General features: G+C 50.1%; 16 protein-coding genes and 1 pseudogene. 13 read left to right on the top strand and 4 right to left on the bottom strand.

Features of this window, described 5'->3' with window-relative positions:
- The first annotated feature begins 37 nt into the window (after positions 1-37).
- The 6 genes from QWY82_RS17630 to QWY82_RS17605 all read left to right on the top strand — a co-directional run bounded on the left by QWY82_RS17630 (position 38) and on the right by QWY82_RS17605 (position 4645).
- A complete protein-coding gene (locus QWY82_RS17630; protein WP_290264992.1) occupies positions 38-424 on the top strand; it encodes an HvfA family oxazolone/thioamide-modified RiPP metallophore in 387 nt (128 codons plus the stop codon).
- Positions 425-453: 29 nt separating this feature from the next.
- The gene (locus QWY82_RS17625) at positions 454-1353 is read left to right on the top strand and encodes an HvfB family MNIO-type RiPP peptide maturase (RefSeq protein WP_290264990.1); all 900 of its coding nucleotides are present in this window, start codon (positions 454-456) and stop codon (positions 1351-1353) included.
- Positions 1350-2120, top strand: coding sequence for an HvfC family RiPP maturation protein (locus QWY82_RS17620; RefSeq protein ID WP_290264987.1), 771 nt, complete (start codon positions 1350-1352; stop codon positions 2118-2120). The genes QWY82_RS17625 and QWY82_RS17620 overlap by 4 nt, the downstream gene beginning before the upstream one ends.
- A 240-nt stretch (positions 2121-2360) precedes the next feature.
- The gene (locus tag QWY82_RS17615; protein WP_290264985.1) at positions 2361-3278 is read left to right on the top strand and encodes a porin; all 918 of its coding nucleotides are present in this window, start codon (positions 2361-2363) and stop codon (positions 3276-3278) included.
- Between the two features lie 59 nt (positions 3279-3337).
- Positions 3338-3802 (top strand): hypothetical protein, encoded by a 465-nt coding sequence (locus QWY82_RS17610; RefSeq protein ID WP_290264983.1) that lies wholly within the window; start codon positions 3338-3340, stop codon positions 3800-3802.
- Between the two features lie 108 nt (positions 3803-3910).
- Complete coding sequence (locus QWY82_RS17605; RefSeq protein ID WP_290264980.1) at positions 3911-4645, top strand: MlaA family lipoprotein; 735 nt, start codon at positions 3911-3913, stop codon at positions 4643-4645.
- A gap of 53 nt (positions 4646-4698) precedes the next feature.
- On the opposite strand, the gene QWY82_RS17600 is transcribed toward QWY82_RS17605, so the two are convergent.
- The gene (locus QWY82_RS17600; RefSeq protein WP_290264977.1) at positions 4699-5007 is read right to left on the bottom strand and encodes a PilZ domain-containing protein; all 309 of its coding nucleotides are present in this window, start codon (positions 5005-5007) and stop codon (positions 4699-4701) included.
- A gap of 462 nt (positions 5008-5469) precedes the next feature.
- Here QWY82_RS17600 and QWY82_RS17595 point away from each other — a divergent pair, with 462 nt between their 5' ends.
- Positions 5470-6672, top strand: a complete 1203-nt coding sequence (locus QWY82_RS17595) for a response regulator (RefSeq protein WP_290264974.1) — start codon at positions 5470-5472, stop codon at positions 6670-6672.
- Positions 6665-7150: an STAS domain-containing protein gene (locus QWY82_RS17590; protein WP_290264970.1), complete on the top strand. Its 486-nt coding sequence runs from the start codon at positions 6665-6667 to the stop codon at positions 7148-7150. The genes QWY82_RS17595 and QWY82_RS17590 overlap by 8 nt, the downstream gene beginning before the upstream one ends.
- Before the next feature lie 79 nt (positions 7151-7229).
- On the opposite strand, the gene QWY82_RS17585 is transcribed toward QWY82_RS17590, so the two are convergent.
- Both QWY82_RS17585 and dusA read right to left on the bottom strand, forming a co-directional pair.
- On the bottom strand, positions 7230-7664 hold the full coding sequence (locus tag QWY82_RS17585) for a tellurite resistance TerB family protein (RefSeq protein ID WP_290264968.1): 435 nt from the start codon (positions 7662-7664) through the stop codon (positions 7230-7232).
- Positions 7661-8656 (bottom strand): tRNA dihydrouridine(20/20a) synthase DusA, encoded by a 996-nt coding sequence (gene dusA, locus QWY82_RS17580; RefSeq protein WP_290264966.1) that lies wholly within the window; start codon positions 8654-8656, stop codon positions 7661-7663. Before dusA ends, QWY82_RS17585 begins: the two co-directional genes overlap by 4 nt.
- 173 nt (positions 8657-8829) lie before the next feature.
- Between dusA and QWY82_RS17575 the strand changes: the two genes are divergently transcribed.
- The 3 genes from QWY82_RS17575 to fadA all read left to right on the top strand — a co-directional run bounded on the left by QWY82_RS17575 (position 8830) and on the right by fadA (position 12947).
- Positions 8830-9309 (top strand): GNAT family N-acetyltransferase, encoded by a 480-nt coding sequence (locus QWY82_RS17575; protein ID WP_290264964.1) that lies wholly within the window; start codon positions 8830-8832, stop codon positions 9307-9309.
- 303 nt (positions 9310-9612) lie between these two features.
- Positions 9613-11760: a fatty acid oxidation complex subunit alpha FadB gene (fadB, locus tag QWY82_RS17570; protein WP_290264961.1), complete on the top strand. Its 2148-nt coding sequence runs from the start codon at positions 9613-9615 to the stop codon at positions 11758-11760.
- Between the two features lie 11 nt (positions 11761-11771).
- On the top strand, positions 11772-12947 hold the full coding sequence (fadA, locus tag QWY82_RS17565; protein WP_290264959.1) for an acetyl-CoA C-acyltransferase FadA: 1176 nt from the start codon (positions 11772-11774) through the stop codon (positions 12945-12947).
- Positions 12948-13686: 739 nt separating this feature from the next.
- Here fadA and QWY82_RS17560 read toward each other — a convergent pair.
- A pseudogene (locus QWY82_RS17560) lies at positions 13687-14702 on the bottom strand (IS110 family RNA-guided transposase).
- A 1274-nt stretch (positions 14703-15976) separates the two neighbouring features.
- Here QWY82_RS17560 and QWY82_RS17555 point away from each other — a divergent pair.
- Together QWY82_RS17555 and QWY82_RS17550 are read left to right on the top strand one after the other, a co-directional pair.
- Positions 15977-16486: a substrate-binding periplasmic protein gene (locus tag QWY82_RS17555; protein ID WP_290264957.1), complete on the top strand. Its 510-nt coding sequence runs from the start codon at positions 15977-15979 to the stop codon at positions 16484-16486.
- Between the two features lie 1038 nt (positions 16487-17524).
- The gene (locus QWY82_RS17550) at positions 17525-19258 is read left to right on the top strand and encodes a potassium/proton antiporter (RefSeq protein WP_290264955.1); all 1734 of its coding nucleotides are present in this window, start codon (positions 17525-17527) and stop codon (positions 19256-19258) included.
- The last annotated feature ends 57 nt before the right edge of the window (positions 19259-19315 follow it).

Genomic DNA, 19315 nt, shown 5'->3' with positions numbered 1-19315 from the left:
CACAATAAAAGCAACTGGCATGTTACGGAGAAATCTTATGTCTAAGTCTATGAAAACCCCTTTTGCCGCCGCTATTGGCGCTGCAGTACTTGCATCTGCTGCTATCTCTAGCGCTGCATTTGCCGACCAAAACCCCTTCTCTGCACAGGAATTGAGTAGCGGTTACAACTTGGCCGATAATCACGCAGAAGGTAAATGCGGTGAGGGCAAGTGTGGCGATAAGGCCAAGAAAGATGGCAAGTGTGGCGAAGGCAAGTGCGGTGATAAAGCCAAAAAAGATGGCAAATGTGGCGAAGGTAAGTGCGGCGACAAGGCCAAGAAAGACGGTAAGTGCGGTGAAGGGAAGTGCGGCGATAAAGCCAAAGAGGGCAAGTGTGGCGAAGGTAAAGCCGACAAAGAAGGTAAATGTGGCGGTGCTGCATAATCTTTGGTTGGTAACGAGGAAACCTACGCTTGGCTCATAACCTTGATAAAGTTGTAACTAAACCGGCGCTTAGCGCCGGTTTAGGTTTACGACGCAGTGAAATGAAAAGCTTCGCCGAGCTGACGCCCGCCGAGGTAAACTTTATGGAGGTGGCACCAGAGAATTGGATTGGTGTTGGCGGTCGTTTCGGTGAACAATTACGCAGTTATACCGAGCGTTTTCCTTTTTTCTGCCATGGCCTTTCGCTTTCCATCGGCTCTCCAGCGCCGCTTGATACGGCCTTGATTAGCAATATAAAAAACTTTCTCGATGAGCATAAAGTCCTCTGTTATAGCGAACATCTAAGCTATTGCAGCGACGATGGGCACCTGTACGACTTACTGCCCATTCCCTTTACCGAAGAGGCGGTACACTATGTGGCTGGCCGCGTGCGCGAAGTGCAAGATAGATTAGAGCGCCGAATTGCCTTGGAAAATGTGTCTTATTATTTAACCGCTGGGCAAGATTTAACCGAGGCTGAATTTATCAATGCGGTGCTTAGCGAAGCCGATTGTGATTTGTTATTAGATGTAAACAATATTTATGTGAACAGCATTAATCACCGCTATAACGCCAGTGATTTTCTGCGCCAACTGCCGGGTGCCCGCACCGCCTATTACCACATTGCGGGTCACTATGACGAAGCGGAAGACTTAAAAGTAGATACCCACGGCGCCGATGTGATCGAGCCGGTTTGGGCTTTGCTGGAACAGGCTTACGGCCTGTTTGGCGTGAGGCCGACGCTGTTGGAACGGGATTTCAATATTCCGCCTTTGGTGGATATGTTGGCCGAGTTGAATCGAGTAAAGCAGATTCAGACGCGCGCCTTAGCGGGTGGCGCGCACGATTTTCGCACCGGCTCACCGACTTCCTCAGGTGTTATAGCATGAGCGAAAGTGCCACCACATTCAGTCGCGCGCAATATTCGCTGACGCAATATCTGCGTAACCCTGCGCGCTGCGCGGCGCCGGAAGGCGTCGAGCGGCGGCGGTTACAGGTTTATCAAGAGCTGATTTTTAATAATATCGAAGATTTTTTAAGCAGTGGTTTTCCCGTGCTGCGCAGCCTCGTGGCGGACGATACTTGGCTTGCCCTCGTGCGTTTGTTCGTCGCCGACTACCGCGCTCACTCGCCTTACTTTTTAGAGATCGGGCAAGAGTTTTTGAACTTCGTTTCGGCCTCTGAAAAAGCCCAAGCCCTGCTGCCGCCCTTTGCCACTGAACTCATGCACTATGAATGGGTGGAGCTGGCGCTCGATGTAGCACCGGAGTCCTTGCCTGAGCCGGCCGATAAGCCGCCGGTAACCCTTGCCACCAACGTCCGCTTATCGGCATTGGCTTGGCCTCTGGTATATCAATACCCAGTGCAAACCATTGGCCCTGCGCATCAACCGAGCGATATACCGGCGCTGCCAACCTTTCTACTGGTGCACCGCGATCGCCAGCACCGAGTTAAATTCATGGCGCTGAACGGCTTGAGTTATAGCCTGTTGGATGCGGTGGATAAGGGGGCGCAACTGGGCCTGAAACGCTTAATTCATGACTTGTTTGAGTTGGTACACGGGAACCAAGGTACGCCAGTGTCAGCGCTGTTCACGGAACAGGCCTTGGCCTTAGTTCAGCGCTTTGTAGACCAAGATATACTTCACATTTGCTAAAAATTGGCGCCTGTCTATTCTAATGTCACTTGACAGTTTTATGACAAAAGTAGCTTATTCGAAGTTCTTTTCTTAATTAAAAGCCCATTTTTAATTGCTTAATCTTCTTTGCTCGACACTCTTGTCATTTTTCTGCAATATTTCGCGGCCAGAATGCACGCCAATCCGGTGAAGTGTTTCACTCGATGAAATGAAATGCCTAAAAACTGAAATGCCTAAAAAACGTAAAGGGGATTATCCATGCAAGCATCACTGAAAAAAGTTCTGCCGTTCGCTATCGCAGCGGTTTTGCCAATGGCCGCACAAGCTGAAGGCCCAATTGACGGAAAAATTTACGGCAAGATCAACCTCTCAGTAGAAAATCAGGACGAAGCCGGTGTTTCTACCAATGAACTGCAGAGCAATGCCTCGCGTTTGGGCTTTGCTGGCAAGACCGCGCTGTCCGATAGCTTGAGCGTGATTTATCAGCTGGAATACGAAGTAGACCCAGATTCAGGTACTGACGTATTCAAGCAACGCAATAGCTATGTAGGCTTAGCCGGTGGCTTCGGTAGTGTTATTGCTGGTGTGCACGATACCCCTACCAAACTGCTGCAAAACAAAGTTGATCTGTTCAACGACCTGCAGGGCGATATCAAAAGCATCATCACCAAGAGTGAAGTGCGCTCTAAAAATACCGTGATGTACGCCACGCCTGAGATGGGTGGTTTCTTTGCCCAAGGCGCTTACGTGATGAGCGAAGCTGAAAACGTAGACGATGGTTACTCTGTTGCCGGTGGTTGGGAAAACGACACCTTCTACGCCGGTATCAGCTATGACACCGACGTGCGCGCAGTGGACTCGACCGTGATTCGCGGTGTTGTGCAGGCGACCTTGGGCAGCTTCCAACTGGGCCTGTTGGCTGAGACCGATGACACAGCCGGTGTTGAAACCGACGGTTGGGCAGTGAGTGGCCAATACAAGATGGGCGACTGGGCCTTGAAGGCGCAGGCTGGTCAATCTGATATTTCTACCGCTGGCGGCGAAACCTATTCATTAGGTGCCGATTACAAGCTCGCCAAAAACACCAAGCTGTTTGGTTTCTACACCAATGAAACCGCTGACAGCGAAGCGAAAGAAGCTGACTACGTCGGCTTGGGCATTGAGCACAAGTTCTAGTATTCGGTTTTCGTGATAAGGGTGCTTCGGCACCCTTTTTGTGTTTTTGAGGAAGACAAATGATAGTGCACAGTAGATTGATAAACGCCGGGGTGTTTTGCCTCGCCTGCTTGGTGATAGGGCAGGCCCAAGCGGCGGAGGTGACGCTAGATGCAGAGGGTAAACCCTGCGAGGAGATGGTGGATTTGTCGGAAACCGGGCAGTTCCATCGTTTGCACTTTGAGTGCGCTGAGGACAAGCCTGCGCCTCACTCTTCCGATCCGGCACCGGTACAGGTTCCCGCGCCGGTGCTGGAACAAGCGCCATTAGTCGCGCAAACGCCTGCGCGCGCGGCAGAGATCCTCACCGTTCGCGCATCGCTAGAGCTTGCCAATGCCGATAGCTTGCAGCGCGCTCAACATCAGCTGTTTCAGAAAATGGTCCAGGTTTGTACCCACGGCTGGCGCAAAGTGAGTGAAAGCGTGGTGCCGGAAGGTCAGCACCAATATCAACTGACCGTTCAATACCGGTGCCTCGGCCGATAGTTAGGCAATGTTTGCAGACACCCCCGCTCGTTGGCATTACAATGGCGCCCTCATTTTTACCCGGTGGCGTTATTGCGCCAGCAAAAAGTGTATGCAGCGAGTAGTGTTATGACATGGCAAATAGCTTGGCGATCCTTTTCTGCAGCGGCGCTGCTTCTGTGCTGCTGTAATGCGGCACCTCTATTCGCGCAAGATGGCGCCTCTGAGCAAGACCCTTGGGAGGGCTTCAATCGCAAGATGTTTGCCTTTAACGACGGCTTAGATACTTATTTGTTGCGCCCGCTGGCCGTGGGTTACCGCGCTGTGTTGCCCGACCCGGTGGAAGTGGGGGTGGACAATGTGTTTTTAAACTTGCGCGAAATTACCAACGTTTTTAACGATGTGTTGCAGTGGAAATGGGACAAGGCGGCCAATGATACGGCGCGTTTTCTGATTAATTCCACCGTGGGTGTTGTGGGTGTTTTCGATGTGGCCGGCCACTTTGGCTTGTTGAGGGGCGACGGTGAGGATTTTGGCCAAACCTTAGCGGCTTGGGGTGTCGGTCAGGGGCCTTATATGATGTTGCCTTTTCTCGGCCCATCAACCCTGCGGCGCACCGCTGCTATTCCGCTGGACCTCGACACCCTACCCATTGTTCAAATTGGTGATGTCGCGGTTCGCAACAGCGTATTGGGGCTGAGATTCGTTTCTCTGCGCGCCCAATTGCTGCCGTTTGAAGACAGCATCTCCGGCGATAAGTATGTGTTTATTCGCGAGGCCTATTTGCAAAATAGGCAGTTCCTCATCAACGACGGCGTGGTCGAAGATGATTTCGGTGGCGATGACGAATACGGCGATTATTAGCACCAAAGCTGGTGCTAATCATGCCCATAAAAAAACCCGCTTAGCGGGTTTTTTTAATTGAGAAGCTGTTCGATTTCTAAGCCCAGTGTACAGCGTTCGTTCGGCCCGGAAGATACGCGGGCAACACGCGCCGTCGCTTTCAGCATCGGGCTATGGCCGTGGCTAGAGCTCAGCACTATGGTCATTTGAGTGCCCACGGGTAGGGCGCGATCTACCTCTACTGACATGCCGCCGCCACTTAATTCGCAGCAGATACCGTTGATATGGCCATCGTCGTCAGTCAATTCTATATCGACCGGCGAGTCGACCCGCATGCGGATAAAGTTACGCTTTTCACTGTAGGCGCGATTAGCAAGACTCATAGGGTGCTCCCTGTGCTTAAAGGTGTTGGCGCAAGCGCGGCTTGGCCATGATTATTATCTTACAGCTGATCAAACTGCCTGCGATCAGTGTAGAAGCCTTAATACTCAGATGTTGCATTCGCCGAACCCGTTGATCATGCGACGGGTATTCGATGAGTTTTGATCACTTTACTTAACAAAGCTTTTAGCGGGCGCCAAAGGTGAGGAAGATCCTTGCTTGTGCGCCAAGTGCGTTATTCACGCAACTTGGACAGAAAAGATACGCCAAAATGAAGCATTTGAACAGCTTGCGAGACACAATTTATGGGAGTAGGGTTAATGGTTTACAGTAGAGTGTTGTTCATTGGGTTGTTCTCTAGGCTGTTTATTCGCACGATCTGAGCGATAATTCACGGATAGTGTGGAGTAGTATTAACGGGCCAATTGACGCGTAATAGTGACGAGTAGTATCGACAAAAAGTTATGAATGACACTCAGCGCCGGCACCGGCTGCTCATCATCGACGACGATAGTATCGTGCGTCAAAGCATTGTGACCTACCTGGCCGATAGCGGCTTTGAGGTGATTGAGGCTGGCAACGGCCAACAGGGCCTCGATCTGTTTTACAGCCATTCCCCTGATATTGTGCTAACCGACCTGCGCATGCCCGGCATCGATGGCCTGCAGGTGCTGGGTATTATTCACGAGGCATCGCCCGATACCCCGGTGATCGTCATCTCTGGCGCGGGTGTGGTGGCCGATGTGGTGGAAGCACTGCGCTTGGGAGCCAGTGATTACTTGATCAAACCCATTGTTGATATCGAGATGCTAGAGCATTCCATCAACAAGTCTTTAGAGCGCAAGGCGTTGCTGGCCGACAACCAGCGCTACCGGAGCGAGCTCGAGTCGGCGAACCGGGTTTTGCGCGAGAACTTGCGGGTATTAGAGCGCGATCAAAAGGCGGGTCGTCAAGTGCAGCGCCGGCTGTTGCCGCAGCACCCACAAACCCGTGGTCAATACCACGTTACCCAGCATATTGAGCCGTCTTTGTATTTAAGCGGTGACTTTATCGATTTTGCCTACCTCGGCCAGCGCTATTTAGCGTTTTATCTGGCCGATGTTTCTGGCCATGGCGCCAGCTCTGCCTTTGTTACCGTTTGGTTGAAGCATTTGGTGACCCGCTTGGTGCGAGAGGAAGAGCTGTATGCCGACGCCAGCTCCTTTGAGCAGGGTCCGGCGCATTTGTTGGATGTGATAAACCAAGAGCTCTTAGACACAAGCTTAGGCCATCATCTGACCCTGTTTACCGGCGTTATCGACACCCAAACCCATCAGCTGCGATATTGTGTTGCGGGTCATCTGCCCATGCCCGTCATGATTACTGATACAGGCGCTAGTTTCTTGCCCGGTGAAGGTAAGGCTGTGGGGATTTTCAAAGATGCCCAGTGGACGGTTTGGCAGGTAGATTTACCTGAAACCTTCCATCTCTTGGCGCTTTCAGACGGTGTGCTGGAAATACTGGGTGCCGACAATTTAGCCGATAAAGAGCTTGAATTGCTGGCTCGCCTGAGTAATATGCCGCCTTCAATAGCGGCGGCGTGCGAAGCTTTGCAGCTTAGCTCTGTCACAGAGGCTCCGGATGACATTGCGGTGTTATCTATCTCTCGGGGGTTAACGAGTGCGTGAAGGTCAAATCTTGGTGGCTGACCACCAAGGTGTTTACGTCATAAAATTGCTGGGTGACGTTCGTCTAACCCTGTGTATTTCTTTCGATAGCTTCATCGAAAAGATGTTTAGTGACCCCGCGTTTATTTCCGTGGTTTTTGATCTCACCGGTGCGGAGGCAATCGATTCCACCACCTTGGGCTTGATGGCAAAGATCTCCATACTGGCTCAAGAGCGTCATCAGCTGGTGCCCACCTTAGTCAGCAATAATCCAAGTATCGACCGCATTTTACAAACCATGGGTTTTTCGGAAATCTTTTGTATCGTCAAAGAAGGTCAAGCCGATGCAGAGGGCGCAGAAGCCCTGTGCGTGGATTGTGCCGATGAAAGCGGCGTGAAATCGAAGGTGCTAGAGGCCCACAGGATATTGGTCGGGTTAAATAGCGCTAATCAGGATGCCTTTCGCGATCTGATTGCATCCTTAGAGAAAGATGGTTGAATGATAGCTGCAAGCTGCAAGGCGGGGGGCGCCCCCTGCGGTAGAGTCTGATACTTCAGGCCTCTCAAGCGACCGGGAACTAGCTCGGTCTAGCCAGTAATTTAGCGCGAATAAATTCATTGTGCGGTACGTGAATCAGCTCGCTGAGTTTGCGTATGGCATGCTCTTCGTATTTATCCAAATTGCCATCGGCATAGGCCACCGCCCACATATCCTGCACCAAGGTAAATTTTTCCTCGGCGCTGAACTCGTCGTTGATTACCCGGGTAAAAGTGTAGGACGAGGTGGCATTGCGCTGCTCGTGTTTAGCGTTTTCCAGCAGCATATCTAACTCGCCGCCGGTTAAGTTGTGACTTTTTTCGATGGCTTTTTTAAGTGAGGCGCACTCCTGGTCATCCAGCGAACCGTCGGCCATGGCGATTTCCACTAGCAAGGCTATAGCGGCCAATTTCTCACATCTGTGTTGTTCCACGGTGGGTTCAGAGAAACACTTTTTAAGTAGCTCGATAATCACATTCTGCTCCTAATTTGATCCAGCGCTAGGTCCACCAGCTCGACGCCGGCATTGGCTTTATGCGCGCCTTCGCTAATCACCCGCCTAAACTGTTTGCCACCGGGTTGGCCGTAAAATAAGCCCAACAAATGCCGGGTGATATGGTGCAGGCGCATGCCCTCGCTCAGTTGCTTCTCAATATACTGCAACATGTTCGCCATGATCATTAAGCGGTCTTGCGTTTGTGGCGCTTCACCGTAAATCGCGCTATCGACGTCAGTTAGTAGCCAGGGGTTGTGATAAGCCTCGCGCCCGACCATCACGCCATCGACATAGGCTAATTGCTCGATACATTCGTCAATGGTGCTAAGGCCGCCATTTAAAATAATCTCCAGCTGCGGGTGTTCGCGTTTTAACAGGTGTACGCGCTCGTAATTGAGCGGCGGCACTTCGCGATTTTCTTTTGGGCTTAAACCCTTGAGCCAGGCTTTGCGCGCATGCACGATGAAGGTGAGACAGCCGGTTGCCGCGATAGGTTCGACAAAATCCGTGAGGCCTTGGTAGTCATCCATGTCGTCGATGCCAATGCGGTGTTTTACCGTCACCGGAATTGAAGTGGCGTCCTGCATGGCTTTGATGCAATCGGCAACTAGCTGGGGGTGACCCATGAGGCAGGCGCCGATCATGCCATTTTGCACCCTATCTGAGGGGCAGCCGCAGTTGAGGTTGATCTCATCGTAGCCCCAGCTCTCTGCCATTTTGGCGCAGGCGGCTAGCTCTTGCGGGTTGCTGCCGCCCACTTGCAGTGCCAGCGGGTGTTCTTCGCTGTTGTAATTGAGGAAGCGTTCGCGATCGCCGTGAATTAACGCGCCACAGGTGACCATTTCCGTGTACAGAAAGGCACGCTTGCTCATCAGTCGCCAAAAGTACCGGCAATGGCGGTCACTCCATTCCATCATGGGGGCGACGGTGAAGGCTCTAGGGCTAGTGGGGCTGTGCGTTTGGTCTAGCAACAGGGATTTCCTCAAAAAGAGCGCATTTTAATGTTTTTGCTAAGAAAAATCTGAATTTATCTGCCAAGCGTTTAGCTTTGCCGTCGAAGTAGGTAAACTGCGTTTTTTGTTGTAGATTTGAATCTTTTTATACCATGATTTCTTCCGCCGTTAGCCGGTCTGTGTCAAAGCCTATGTCGCAACCTAAGGTACTTAATCATCGCGCAAGCAAAACAGCGGAGCAGCTGTATTTCTTGTTCCAGAATGCCTATCGGCAGGAAGCGAAGGTGATTGGTGGGGCGGCTTTGAGCTATTTTGCGCCGCTGCAACGCAACGCGGCGACGATTCGTTTGGCGCCTAGCCGGATTATTGGTATCGAGTCGAGCCAGGGTGATATTGTCGCCGCCATCGAATTGATAGAGCCAAGTGCGGTTCAGCCTTGGTGCTTGATTGATGGCCTCTGTGTGGACCCGTCGGCTCAACGCCAAGGTCATGCATCTAGTCTATTAAAGGCGGTAGTTAGTAGCTATCGTCGTCGAAAAATTCCTCTCAGGGTGAAAACCGCCGTGGCCAATCAGCCCGCATTGGCGCTCTACAGTCGCTTCCAGTTCATTGCCATCGGCCATAGCGCCGCGCACGGTATAGAGTTAATGGAGCTGGAGTTACCGGCTTAGTCGCGGCGATGTTCGCCTGCGCCTACAATCAGGGTCGCAGTTTCTAGCAAGCCCTCGTACAAAGGAACTAAACTCGCCTCCTTGGTCATATTTGCAAGCAAATGTGGTTTGTTTTGCTATTGAGCCGCAGGGCTGATTAACCGAGTCTATATTAAGTTATCGTTGGTCTATTCCCTGTGAATAGCCAGCTTTGTATTGTCCGCTGTTTTAGTATAGATCGTATTTCTAAATCACAGCATCGACATTGGATAGCGTACATAACAGTAATACCCGCCAACGGTTGGCGCCTAATGAGGAACACCCATGATCTATTCAGGAAAGGCGATTACGGTTCGCGCGTTAGAACAGGGCATAGCGGAGCTATGTTTTGATCTGACCGACGACTCTGTCAATAAATTCAATCAATTGACCCTTAATGAGCTGAAAGAAGCGACGGCGGCGATTACCGCCAATGGCAAGGTAAAAGGGCTTTTGGTCACTAGCGGTAAAGATGGCTTTATCGTCGGTGCAGACATCACCGAATTTGGCGCCAATTTCACTCGCTCTGAAGAAGAGATCGCGGCAGGCGTATACGAAACCAATAAAATTTTCAGTGCCGTTGAAGACCTGCCATTCCCCACGGTAACGGCAATTAATGGTGTTGCGCTCGGCGGCGGTTTAGAGATGGCGCTGGCAACGGATTTCCGCGTCATGGCCGATACGGCTAAGATCGGCTTGCCGGAAGTGAAGCTTGGCATTATGCCGGGCTTCGGTGGCACCGTGCGTTTGCCCCGTGTGGCTGGCGCCGATAATGCCATCGAGTGGATTGCTGCGGGTAAAGAGCAGCGCGCCGATAAAGCCATGGCCGACGGTGTGGTGGATGCCGTAGTTACTGGCGACAAATTGCGCGAAGCTGGCTTGGATTTGCTGAGCCGCGCTATCAGTGGCGAGCTGGACTACAAGGCCAAGCGTCAAGAAAAATTAGAAAAGCTGAAACTGAATGACATGGAATCTTTGATGGTGTTCGAAACCGCCAAAGGTTTTGTCGCCGGCCAAGCGGGTAAGCACTACCCAGCGCCTGTCACAGCCGTTAAATCTATGCAGAAAAACAGCACCCTCGGGCGCGACGATGCGTTGAAAGTGGAAGCGGCGGGTATTGCCAAATTGGCGAAAACCACCGTTGCGGCAAGCCTGGTTAATTTATTCCTTTCCGATCAAATGTTGATGAAGAAGGGTAAGACCCAAGCCAAAGCGGCGAAAAAAGTTGAGAAGGGTGCAGTGTTGGGCGCCGGCATTATGGGTGGCGGTATTGCCTATCAGTCGGCCTACAAGGGCACGCCCATTATGATGAAAGATATCGCGCAAGCGGGTCTGGATTTAGGCATGGGTGAAGCGGCTAAGCTGCTGTCAAAAATGGTTGAGCGCAACCGTATGACACCGGGTGAAATGGCCAACGTACTCACCAAAATTACGCCGACACTTTCCTATGAAGGTATTGATACCGCCGATGTGATTGTTGAAGCGGTCGTAGAAAATCCTAAAGTGAAGCACGCGGTGTTGGCGGAAGTGGAAAACCACATTCGCAAAGATGCGGTACTCGCGTCAAATACGTCAACTATCTCTATCGATTTTCTCGCGCAGCCATTGAAGCGCCCAGAAAATTTCTGTGGCATGCATTTCTTTAACCCTGTGCACAAAATGCCTTTGGTGGAAGTGATTCGCGGTGCAAAAACTTCAGACACAGCGGTTGCGGCCACCGTAGGCTACGCACTTGCCATGGGTAAGAAGCCGGTTGTTGTGCGCGACTGCCCTGGCTTTCTGGTGAACCGTATTTTATCGCCCTACATGGGTTGTTTCATGCAAATGGTGCACGAAGGCGCAGACTTTGCGGCCATCGATAAAGTAATGGAAAAGTTCGGCTGGCCCATGGGCCCAGCTTACTTGTGTGATGTTGTTGGTATCGACACAGGCGTTCACGCCGGTGAAGTAATGAGTAATGGCTTCCCCGATCGCATGAAGTACGAATTTAAAACCGCGAGCGAGTTGTTGTACGAAGCTAAGCGCTTCGGTCAGAAAAACAACAAGGGCTACTACAACTACGAAACAGATCGCAAAGGTCGTTTACAAAAAGTGGCGGACGCCTCTGTGTGGGACTTGTTAAAGGGCCACGTTGCCGAGCGCAAAGAGTTCAGCGAAGAGGAAATTTCTGAGCGCTTGATGGTGTCTCTGTGTTTAGAATCTGTGCGCTGCTTAGAAGACAACATCGTCGACTCGGCCATGGAATTGGATATGGCTTTGATCTACGGCATTGGTTTCCCACCCTTCCACGGCGGCGCCATTCGCTACATGGAAACCGTGGGCCTGGCTAACTTCGTAGCCATCGCCGACAAATACGCGCACCTTGGTGGTTTGTACCAGGTAACCGACAAACTTCGCGCCAAGGCAGCAGCCGGCGAATCTTACTTCGCCTAAGGAGAACTACTATGAGTCTTAACCCAAGAGATGCTGTAATTGTTGATTGTGGTCGCACGCCAATGGGTCGTTCCAAAGGTGGCATTTATCGCAATACCCGCGCCGAAGATATTTCTGCCGATTTAATTAACGGCATTTTTGCGCGCAACCCAAAGTTAGATCCCGCTGAAGTGGAAGATGTGATTTGGGGCTGTGTAAACCAAACCAAAGAGCAGGGCTGGAACGTCGCGCGCATGATCAGTTTAATGACTGTGATTCCGCACACCTCAAGCGCGCAAACCGTGAGCCGATTGTGCGGTTCATCCATGAGTGCCTTGCACACAGCCGCGCAAGCCATCATGACCGGCAACGGCGACATGTTTGTAGTGGGTGGTGTTGAGCACATGGGCCACTTGCCCATGGATCACGGTGTCGATCCAAACCCACGTTTGTCTAAGCACGCGGCAAAGGCCTCGGGCATGATGGGTTTAACGGCAGAGTTTTTGGCGTTAATGCACGGCATTACCCGCGAGCAACAAGATGCCTTCGGCGTGCGCTCACACGCACTCGCCCATAAAGCGACCTTGGAAGGCAAATTCGCGCGCGAAATTTTGGCGCGCGAAGGTCACGATGCCAACGGTTTTAAAATTATGGTGAACACAGACGAAACGATTCGCCCTGAAACCACTATGGAAAGCTTGGCGGCATTGCGCCCTGCGTTTAATCCAAAAGGCGGCACGGTAACAGCCGGTACTTCTTCGCAAATCACCGACGGCGCCAGCTGTATGATCGTGATGAGCGCCGAGCGCGCACAAGCTTTAGGCATTCAGCCCATCGCTAAAATTCGCGCCATGGCAGTGGCCGGTGTCGATCCATCGATCATGGGATATGGCCCTGTACCTTCAACCCAAAAAGCCTTGAAGCGCGCCGGTTTAACCATGGACGATATCGAAATGGTTGAGCTGAACGAAGCCTTTGCCGCGCAATCGTTACCGGTGTTGAAGGATTTAGGTTTGCTCGACAAGATGGACGAAAAGGTGAATATCTACGGCGGCGCTATCGCCTTGGGCCACCCCTTTGGTTGCTCTGGTACGCGCATCACCACCACCTTGTTAACCGCCATGCAAGACAAAGGTGCAACACTGGGTGTGTCTACTATGTGTGTTGGTTTAGGGCAGGGCATCACTACAGTGATCGAACGCCTCTAAACGAAAATTGCTTTTCGGTTGTTTACCCAACCGTCTTTTCAAGCCGGCGCCCTAAAAAGCGCCGGTTTTGCTTACAGGATGTAAGTACACCTAGTGATCAGGACGATCAAAGAAAGTGTTGCTTACAGGATGTAAGTACACCTGGTGATCAGGACGCCGGAAGCCCGTATGCCCAAGGAAAGTGTGCCTACAGGATGTAGGTATGCCGCGGGCGCATGGGTGAGGCCTGCGTTTTTACAAAGCGTAGGTTTGTGCAGGAAGAACGCCTAGACGTAATACATCTAGGCCGGTCCCGAAGGACGCAGGAGCGGCGTGCGGCAGATCACTCCATGAATCTTCTTTAGTTGGCGATTCGGCGCACTGCAGATCACTACAATATTCTTCTTTGGTAGGTGATGCTGTTCTCGGCAACTGCTCCTCGGCAACCGCTCCTGCGTTGCTATACCTCCTGCATATATGGACCCACCCCGTTTGCAAGACATTTGATTCTGATAATGGATAAAAGTCATTGCTCTCATATATCCGGCCTGTTGGTGGAAGTTTTTGTCCTCCTGGCCCCGATGGATATTTGCGCTCGTCCTCCTCATCATCCCTACGGCTTTATTAAAGCCAATGCACGGAACAGGTTTTGAACGAGCCGGTCTGACCTATCTCACCATCCAATCAATCTATCTTCGCAACTGACGCGACGGGTTAAACTCTTGCAGTACGCTTTCGCGTACTGTGATAAAACACTGCTCTATACCGCGGAGTGATAACGCTCGCCTTTTGCCATGATCACCCAAGCAATTCTGGCTAACTTATTTGCTACGGCGACGCAGGCTCGGTTGTGGCCTCTTCGCTCCAGTAACGATTGCGCCCAGCGGCTAAAGCGATCTGTTTTCTCCGCAGAATACCGCAGTACTGCGCGTGCCCCATGTATCAGCAAGGTGCGCAAATAACAATTACCTCGCTTACTGATACCCAGTAACACGGGCTTACCACCCGTACTGTGCTGGCCCGGTACTAAGCCTAACCACGCGGAGAAGTGTCGGCCATTCACAAAGTCACTACCATCACCGGCCGCTGCATACAGTGCACTTGCGGTAATAGCTCCAATACCGAGCACCTCATCTAAACGCTGGCACTGTTCATTACCCTGATTAACCGCTTTTATACGTTGCTCGCAGCGCTCTAGGCGTTCGTTAATGGCTATGAGCTCATCGAACAGTTCTGCAAACAGTTCCCGAGCACCTACGGTTAAAGCGTTACTTCCGTCTTCGAGTATCAATGGCAATTCTCGTTTCAAGGTAGCAATACCCTTGTGAATCGCTACGCCATACTCCGCTAATAACCCTCTTATCTGGTTCGACAGGGCTGTACGCTGGCCCTTTAAACGCTCTCTTTGTCGATGTATGTTCTGAACATCTTGCTGCTCAATATTCTTAATGGGCACAAAGCGCATAGTAGGGCGTTGAGCTGCTTCGCCATTGCCTCCGCATCGTTGTAGTCGTTCTTGTTGCCTTTGACATACGGTTTCACGTACTGCGGCGCTATTAGTTTCACATCATGCCCCAAGGCTTGAAGCTCTCTTGCCCAATAGTTGGCACTGCCGCAAGCTTCCATAACAACCAAGCAACTCTCTAGCTTGGCAAAGTAAGCCAAGAGCTGATGCCGTTTTAGTTGTTTCTTCTTTAACGGCTTGCCTCGTAAATTTATAGCCACTAAGTGGAAAACAGACTTTGCGATATCCAGCCCAATCGTTGTAATCTTCATCTCGACCCACTCCTCATTCTGTTAAATGGCATGTTCGTAACTTCCATTTTGGCTCATTGCGAAGCCGCTTTAGAAGTGGAGTGGGTCCATACCATTATCCATGCAGTCGTGAGTCGCCTAAAGGCGCCTACTTTTGGTGCTCTACCTCCTGCGTCCTTGCAGTGGTGCGCTAATCTAACTACTGAATTCGTGAAGCACTTGGTTCGGAGTGAAGCCCTTCAGTCAGCCACTTCACCGCTCCATCAATGCTTTCCTTGCATTGAGTCGCTCGCGCCACATCCTTGTGGCTTGTGAAGTGACTGACTGAAGTGCTTTGGCAGTTGCGTGCGGTGTTCCGCGAGACGGTCAAAACCACAGTCACCAAACCATGCAAAACTGTCCTGCTTTTAAAACCAAGCGTGTCTACATATAGACATAAGTATGCCTAAATATGGGAGAATCGAACTTTCAATGTGGGATAAGCTTGGATGTAGACACCTTCATGCCTACATATAGATTCGCCGTTAAATAATCGGCTTCGAGGTGTCTGGGCCTTCTGTCTGAATGGCAGTTTCAATTTCTGGCGACCCCCTATGGAATAAAAGGGATTCAACACATTTGGAAACTTCTCAAAGTGTTAGGTAAAAATATGGTTAAATTATATATACTCGGTTTTATTGGATCTGGAGTTTCAACTATATTAATTATAAGTAAGGAAGTTGGTATTATTTATGCGTTGAAAGAATGTTATTTTCAATCTGGTTCTACTAGTTGTAATGAAACTATTGCGCTAATGGTTGGTTTGAGTTGCATCATAGTGGGATTAATTTGTTGGTGGTCTATTGCATTCAGTGGATCGAGGAAACTGTAAAGGAAAACTCTAACGGGACACCCACTTTAACTGACAGGCTTGTTTTAATGTATAGGCCCCGCCGACTAAGCCCTTAAACCGACTTTCAAACTGTGTGGCGCTGTAGAGCCAGTGTTTTGGGTCTATGTTGAGCCGGGTGAGTCCCCACAAGCCGGATGGCCGGAAACCACAAGCTCGTGCCGAAGTGCTTCGTTATCACCTTACCCCGTCGTTATCGAAAATTTTCCCATTATTGCATCACGTAAATAATGTCTAAATTCCAAGCGGGATGCGAAACGGGTTTTTACGGCGATTTAACCTCAACTGTCCTAAGTAATGCCTAAAAGATAATAAAGTAAGCCATTTTTTTCTAGCAACCTAACGCATTCAAGCCTAACCTGAATGCTTGGTTTTTGAGATCATCCCTATTCGTGCAGGTGAATTTGTGAAAGCGAGTGCTCTAATCGGAAGTTTTTTGATCGTAGCCTCCTTCATGGCTCAGGCTCAAACCTTGAGTGATCTTACCTACATTACAGAGAATGCACCGCCTTGGAACTACCTAGAGCAGGATAGGCTAGAGGGTATGGCCGTGGACTTGCTTGAGCAAGTCACAGATCACGCTGGTGCCAGCGTCAAACGCTCCGATATCATGGTTTTACCTTGGGCAAGAGCCTATAGCCGTGCCAAAACAATGCCGAACCAAGTGATTTTTTCGATTTTTAAAACACCTGCTAGAGAGCGGCTGTTCAAATGGGCGGGTCCTTTTGCTAAAAACAGATTGGTACTAATTGCAAAAAAAAGCAGGAATATTAGCATCGATAACTTAGATCAGTTAGAGCTGTACACTATTGGTGCGCAACGTGAAGAGGCTACTGCGCAGGAGTTACTTATGCTGAATTCCATCAAAGAAAAAATGACCTTAGGTATCAAGCAGCTCCAGCTTGCTAAAATGTAGGAGAGCGAGCGTATTGATTTATGGGCAGGTGGTGAAACTGATATTTTTGCGGGTATTGCCATGGCAGGTGGGAATCCAGAAGACTTTGCCATAGTGTGGGTGTTGCGCGAAGTGGGGGTATATTTTGCTTTTAGTAGCAATGTTGATGATGCGCTGATCGCTCAATTTCAGGAGTCTCTTGATTACGTGCTATCAGGGCAGGATTGATGACACCGGAGTCACAGATTTTAAGGTCTAGGCCAACGAGGCTTGGTCTGATTTTCAGGGAGAATCCACCCTCGCTTGGTTACCTCGTTGCTATATACCTGTCTGCGCCCAGCAGTCATTCAGGGCGGTAATAATCGCGAAGCCTGATTTTAGACGAGGCTGGCGACAAATCCTATTCATCCTTTCTCAGACGCGCGGCGGTTTAAGTATTCAGTTGTCATTCATGGGTTTGTACGAATGACTAACCATGTCCACTTGCTGTTTGCCTCGGCACTGAACAAAGTGTTAGTCGCATGATGCAGACGTACAGTCGCAAGTATGGTCAATATTTAACTTCACTTATAGCCCTATCGTTGCGCGTTGGGATGGGCGATATACCTCTACCTTGTTGAATGCGGGCAAATTATTTGTTAGCGGTGTATCGTTTGTCGAATTGAATCCCGTACCGGTACATATGGTTGCGCATGCAGCGGATTACCCTTGGTCCAGCTATCAAAGTAATGCCTTAGGTGAGCCAATTCAGCTGTTGACGCCGTATCCGCTCTATTGTCAACTGGGCATGAGCGATATCGACCGCCAAAAGGTTTACCTTGGGTTATTGCTTGGTCGAATGCCCGAGTGAGATCTGACGGCAATTCGAGAGGTAGGCAACAATGCCTGGCTTTGGGCGGCGATCGATTTAAGGCGTTGATCGAGGCTAAGACGGTTCGGCGAGCGGTGCTTTTATGGCGCGGTAGAGATGGACCGTCGAATGCTTTTATTTGCGTTAAATATCAATGACTTTTACCCTACTAGTTCAGGCCCTTTTGGCCCAGAAAATTGAGAAGTATTGTGACGGTTGAGCTAATTCATCAATACATATTTGGCGCCGCAGTTCTTGCTCTGCTTTGCGTGATTGCCAGTGTGTTAACCCGCCGTATTGGTGCGCCAATTCTGCTAATTTTTCTATTGTTGGGCATGCTTGCGGGCGAAGAGGGGCCAGGTGCAATTAACTTTAATGACTTTGGCTTGGCTTTTCTATTTGGCAATATTGCGCTAGCTATTATTATATTTGATGGCGGTTTGGGTACCCGGAAAGACACCTTTCGGGTCAGTTTAAGACCCGCTGTATCGCTCGCCACTATCGGTGTATTTATCACGGCTGCGATTACTGGTTACTCCGCTTGTTTGATTCTAGACTTGCCCTGGCAAGAGGGGCTTTTGATCGGTGCCATTGTTGGTTCAACCGATGCCGCTGCTGTCTTTGGTTTAATAAGAAATGCCGGTTTAGAACTTAAGGAACGAACCAGCGCTACATTAGAAATTGAATCCGGTTCAAACGATCCGATGGCGATTTTTCTAACTATTACGCTGGTAGAAGTGTTGCAAATTAGCAGCTCGGGCAACCAAGGCTGGATCATATTTTATGAGCTGATTCAGCAGATGGGTTTGGGCTTGGCGGTCGGTTTTTCTGGCGGTTACTTACTGGTGCAATTGCTCAGGCGACTGCCCCTATCTGCGTCTTTATACCCTTTGTTGGCTATGGCTGGCGGGCTGAGTTTATTCGGCGCCACGACAATTTGGGGCGGCAGTGGATTTTTAGCCATATTTATTGCCGGGGTGATGATTGGCAATAGCCCTTTGTCCTCTAGTAATGACATACATCGATTTCATGATGGTATTGCTTGGTTAAGTCAGATTGGCATGTTTTTAATGCTCGGATTATTGATTACGCCTAGTAAACTTCTGCCCATTGCTATACCGGCGCTTGCGATTGCGTTTGTACTTATTTTTGTCGCAAGGCCTGCGGCGGTGTTGATTTCACTCCTGCCGTTTCATTTTCCGTGGCGCGAACAAGTGTTTATTGGTTGGTGCGGGTTGCGTGGGGCTGTGCCCATTATTTTGGCGCTTTTTCCGACCTTGGCCGGTTTGGAACACACGGAAACTTATTTTGAACTGGTGTTTTTTGTGGTGCTCGTGTCATTGATTTTACAGGGGTGGACTATCGCCCCTATGGCTAAATGGTTGCAAATAGAACTGCCGCGAGCTGCAAAAGAACCCAAGTTTTTGCGCTTAGTGATAAAACACGAGCAAGACAAGGAACTATTGGTCTATCCCGTACTAGCCGGAAGCAATGCCGCTAACCTTACGGTTAAACAACTTCCTACCACCGAGGGCAGTCAGATAGTTGGCGTTATCCGAAGTGGCGTCTTGTTACCTCACTCGGAAAAGCAAAAACTGCAGTTTGACGATCAAGTGATGATATTGGCAACTGCGAGCGCTAAGCAGACCATAAGTCGGGTGTTCGCGCCGGCGGCTCAAAACTCGAAACTTGATGTAAACCGTTTCTTTGGCGAGTTTGTCTTGTTTCCCGATGCTAAATTAATAGACGTGGCACAAGCTTATGGTTTTGAGGTTGACCCGCAAAATTCAGAGTTAACTGTTGAGGCTTATATCGTCAACCAGTTTCATGGTAAACCAGTAGTTGGAGACCAGGTCAAGCTGGGGCAGGTGAAGTTAATCGTAAAAGAGACGGACGACAATCACATAGTATCTGTCGGGTTGAAATTAACCTCGTCGAAGTAGATGGTGAATTATTTCTTAGATATTTATTGGGGGGATTGGTGAACTCTTGGCTTTGTA

It is taken from the genome of Simiduia curdlanivorans, from assembly GCF_030409605.1.
In the GTDB taxonomy this organism is placed as follows: domain Bacteria; phylum Pseudomonadota; class Gammaproteobacteria; order Pseudomonadales; family Cellvibrionaceae; genus Simiduia; species Simiduia curdlanivorans.
Note: the sequence above shows the minus strand (reverse complement) of the source record. Positions and strands in the feature narration are given on the sequence as shown.

Excerpts from the sequence above, each read along its gene's own strand:
- QWY82_RS17630 (WP_290264992.1), top strand. The coding sequence starts at position 38 with ATGTCTAAGTCTATGAAAACCCCTTTTGCCGCCGCTATTGGCGCTGCA.
- QWY82_RS17620 (WP_290264987.1), top strand. The coding sequence starts at position 1,350 with ATGAGCGAAAGTGCCACCACATTCAGTCGCGCGCAATATTCGCTGACG.
- QWY82_RS17615 (WP_290264985.1), top strand. The coding sequence starts at position 2,361 with ATGCAAGCATCACTGAAAAAAGTTCTGCCGTTCGCTATCGCAGCGGTT.
- QWY82_RS17610 (WP_290264983.1), top strand. The coding sequence starts at position 3,338 with ATGATAGTGCACAGTAGATTGATAAACGCCGGGGTGTTTTGCCTCGCC.
- QWY82_RS17605 (WP_290264980.1), top strand. The coding sequence starts at position 3,911 with ATGACATGGCAAATAGCTTGGCGATCCTTTTCTGCAGCGGCGCTGCTT.
- QWY82_RS17600 (WP_290264977.1), bottom strand. The coding sequence starts at position 5,007 with ATGAGTCTTGCTAATCGCGCCTACAGTGAAAAGCGTAACTTTATCCGC.
- QWY82_RS17595 (WP_290264974.1), top strand. The coding sequence starts at position 5,470 with ATGAATGACACTCAGCGCCGGCACCGGCTGCTCATCATCGACGACGAT.
- QWY82_RS17575 (WP_290264964.1), top strand. The coding sequence starts at position 8,830 with ATGTCGCAACCTAAGGTACTTAATCATCGCGCAAGCAAAACAGCGGAG.
- fadB (WP_290264961.1), top strand. The coding sequence starts at position 9,613 with ATGATCTATTCAGGAAAGGCGATTACGGTTCGCGCGTTAGAACAGGGC.
- fadA (WP_290264959.1), top strand. The coding sequence starts at position 11,772 with ATGAGTCTTAACCCAAGAGATGCTGTAATTGTTGATTGTGGTCGCACG.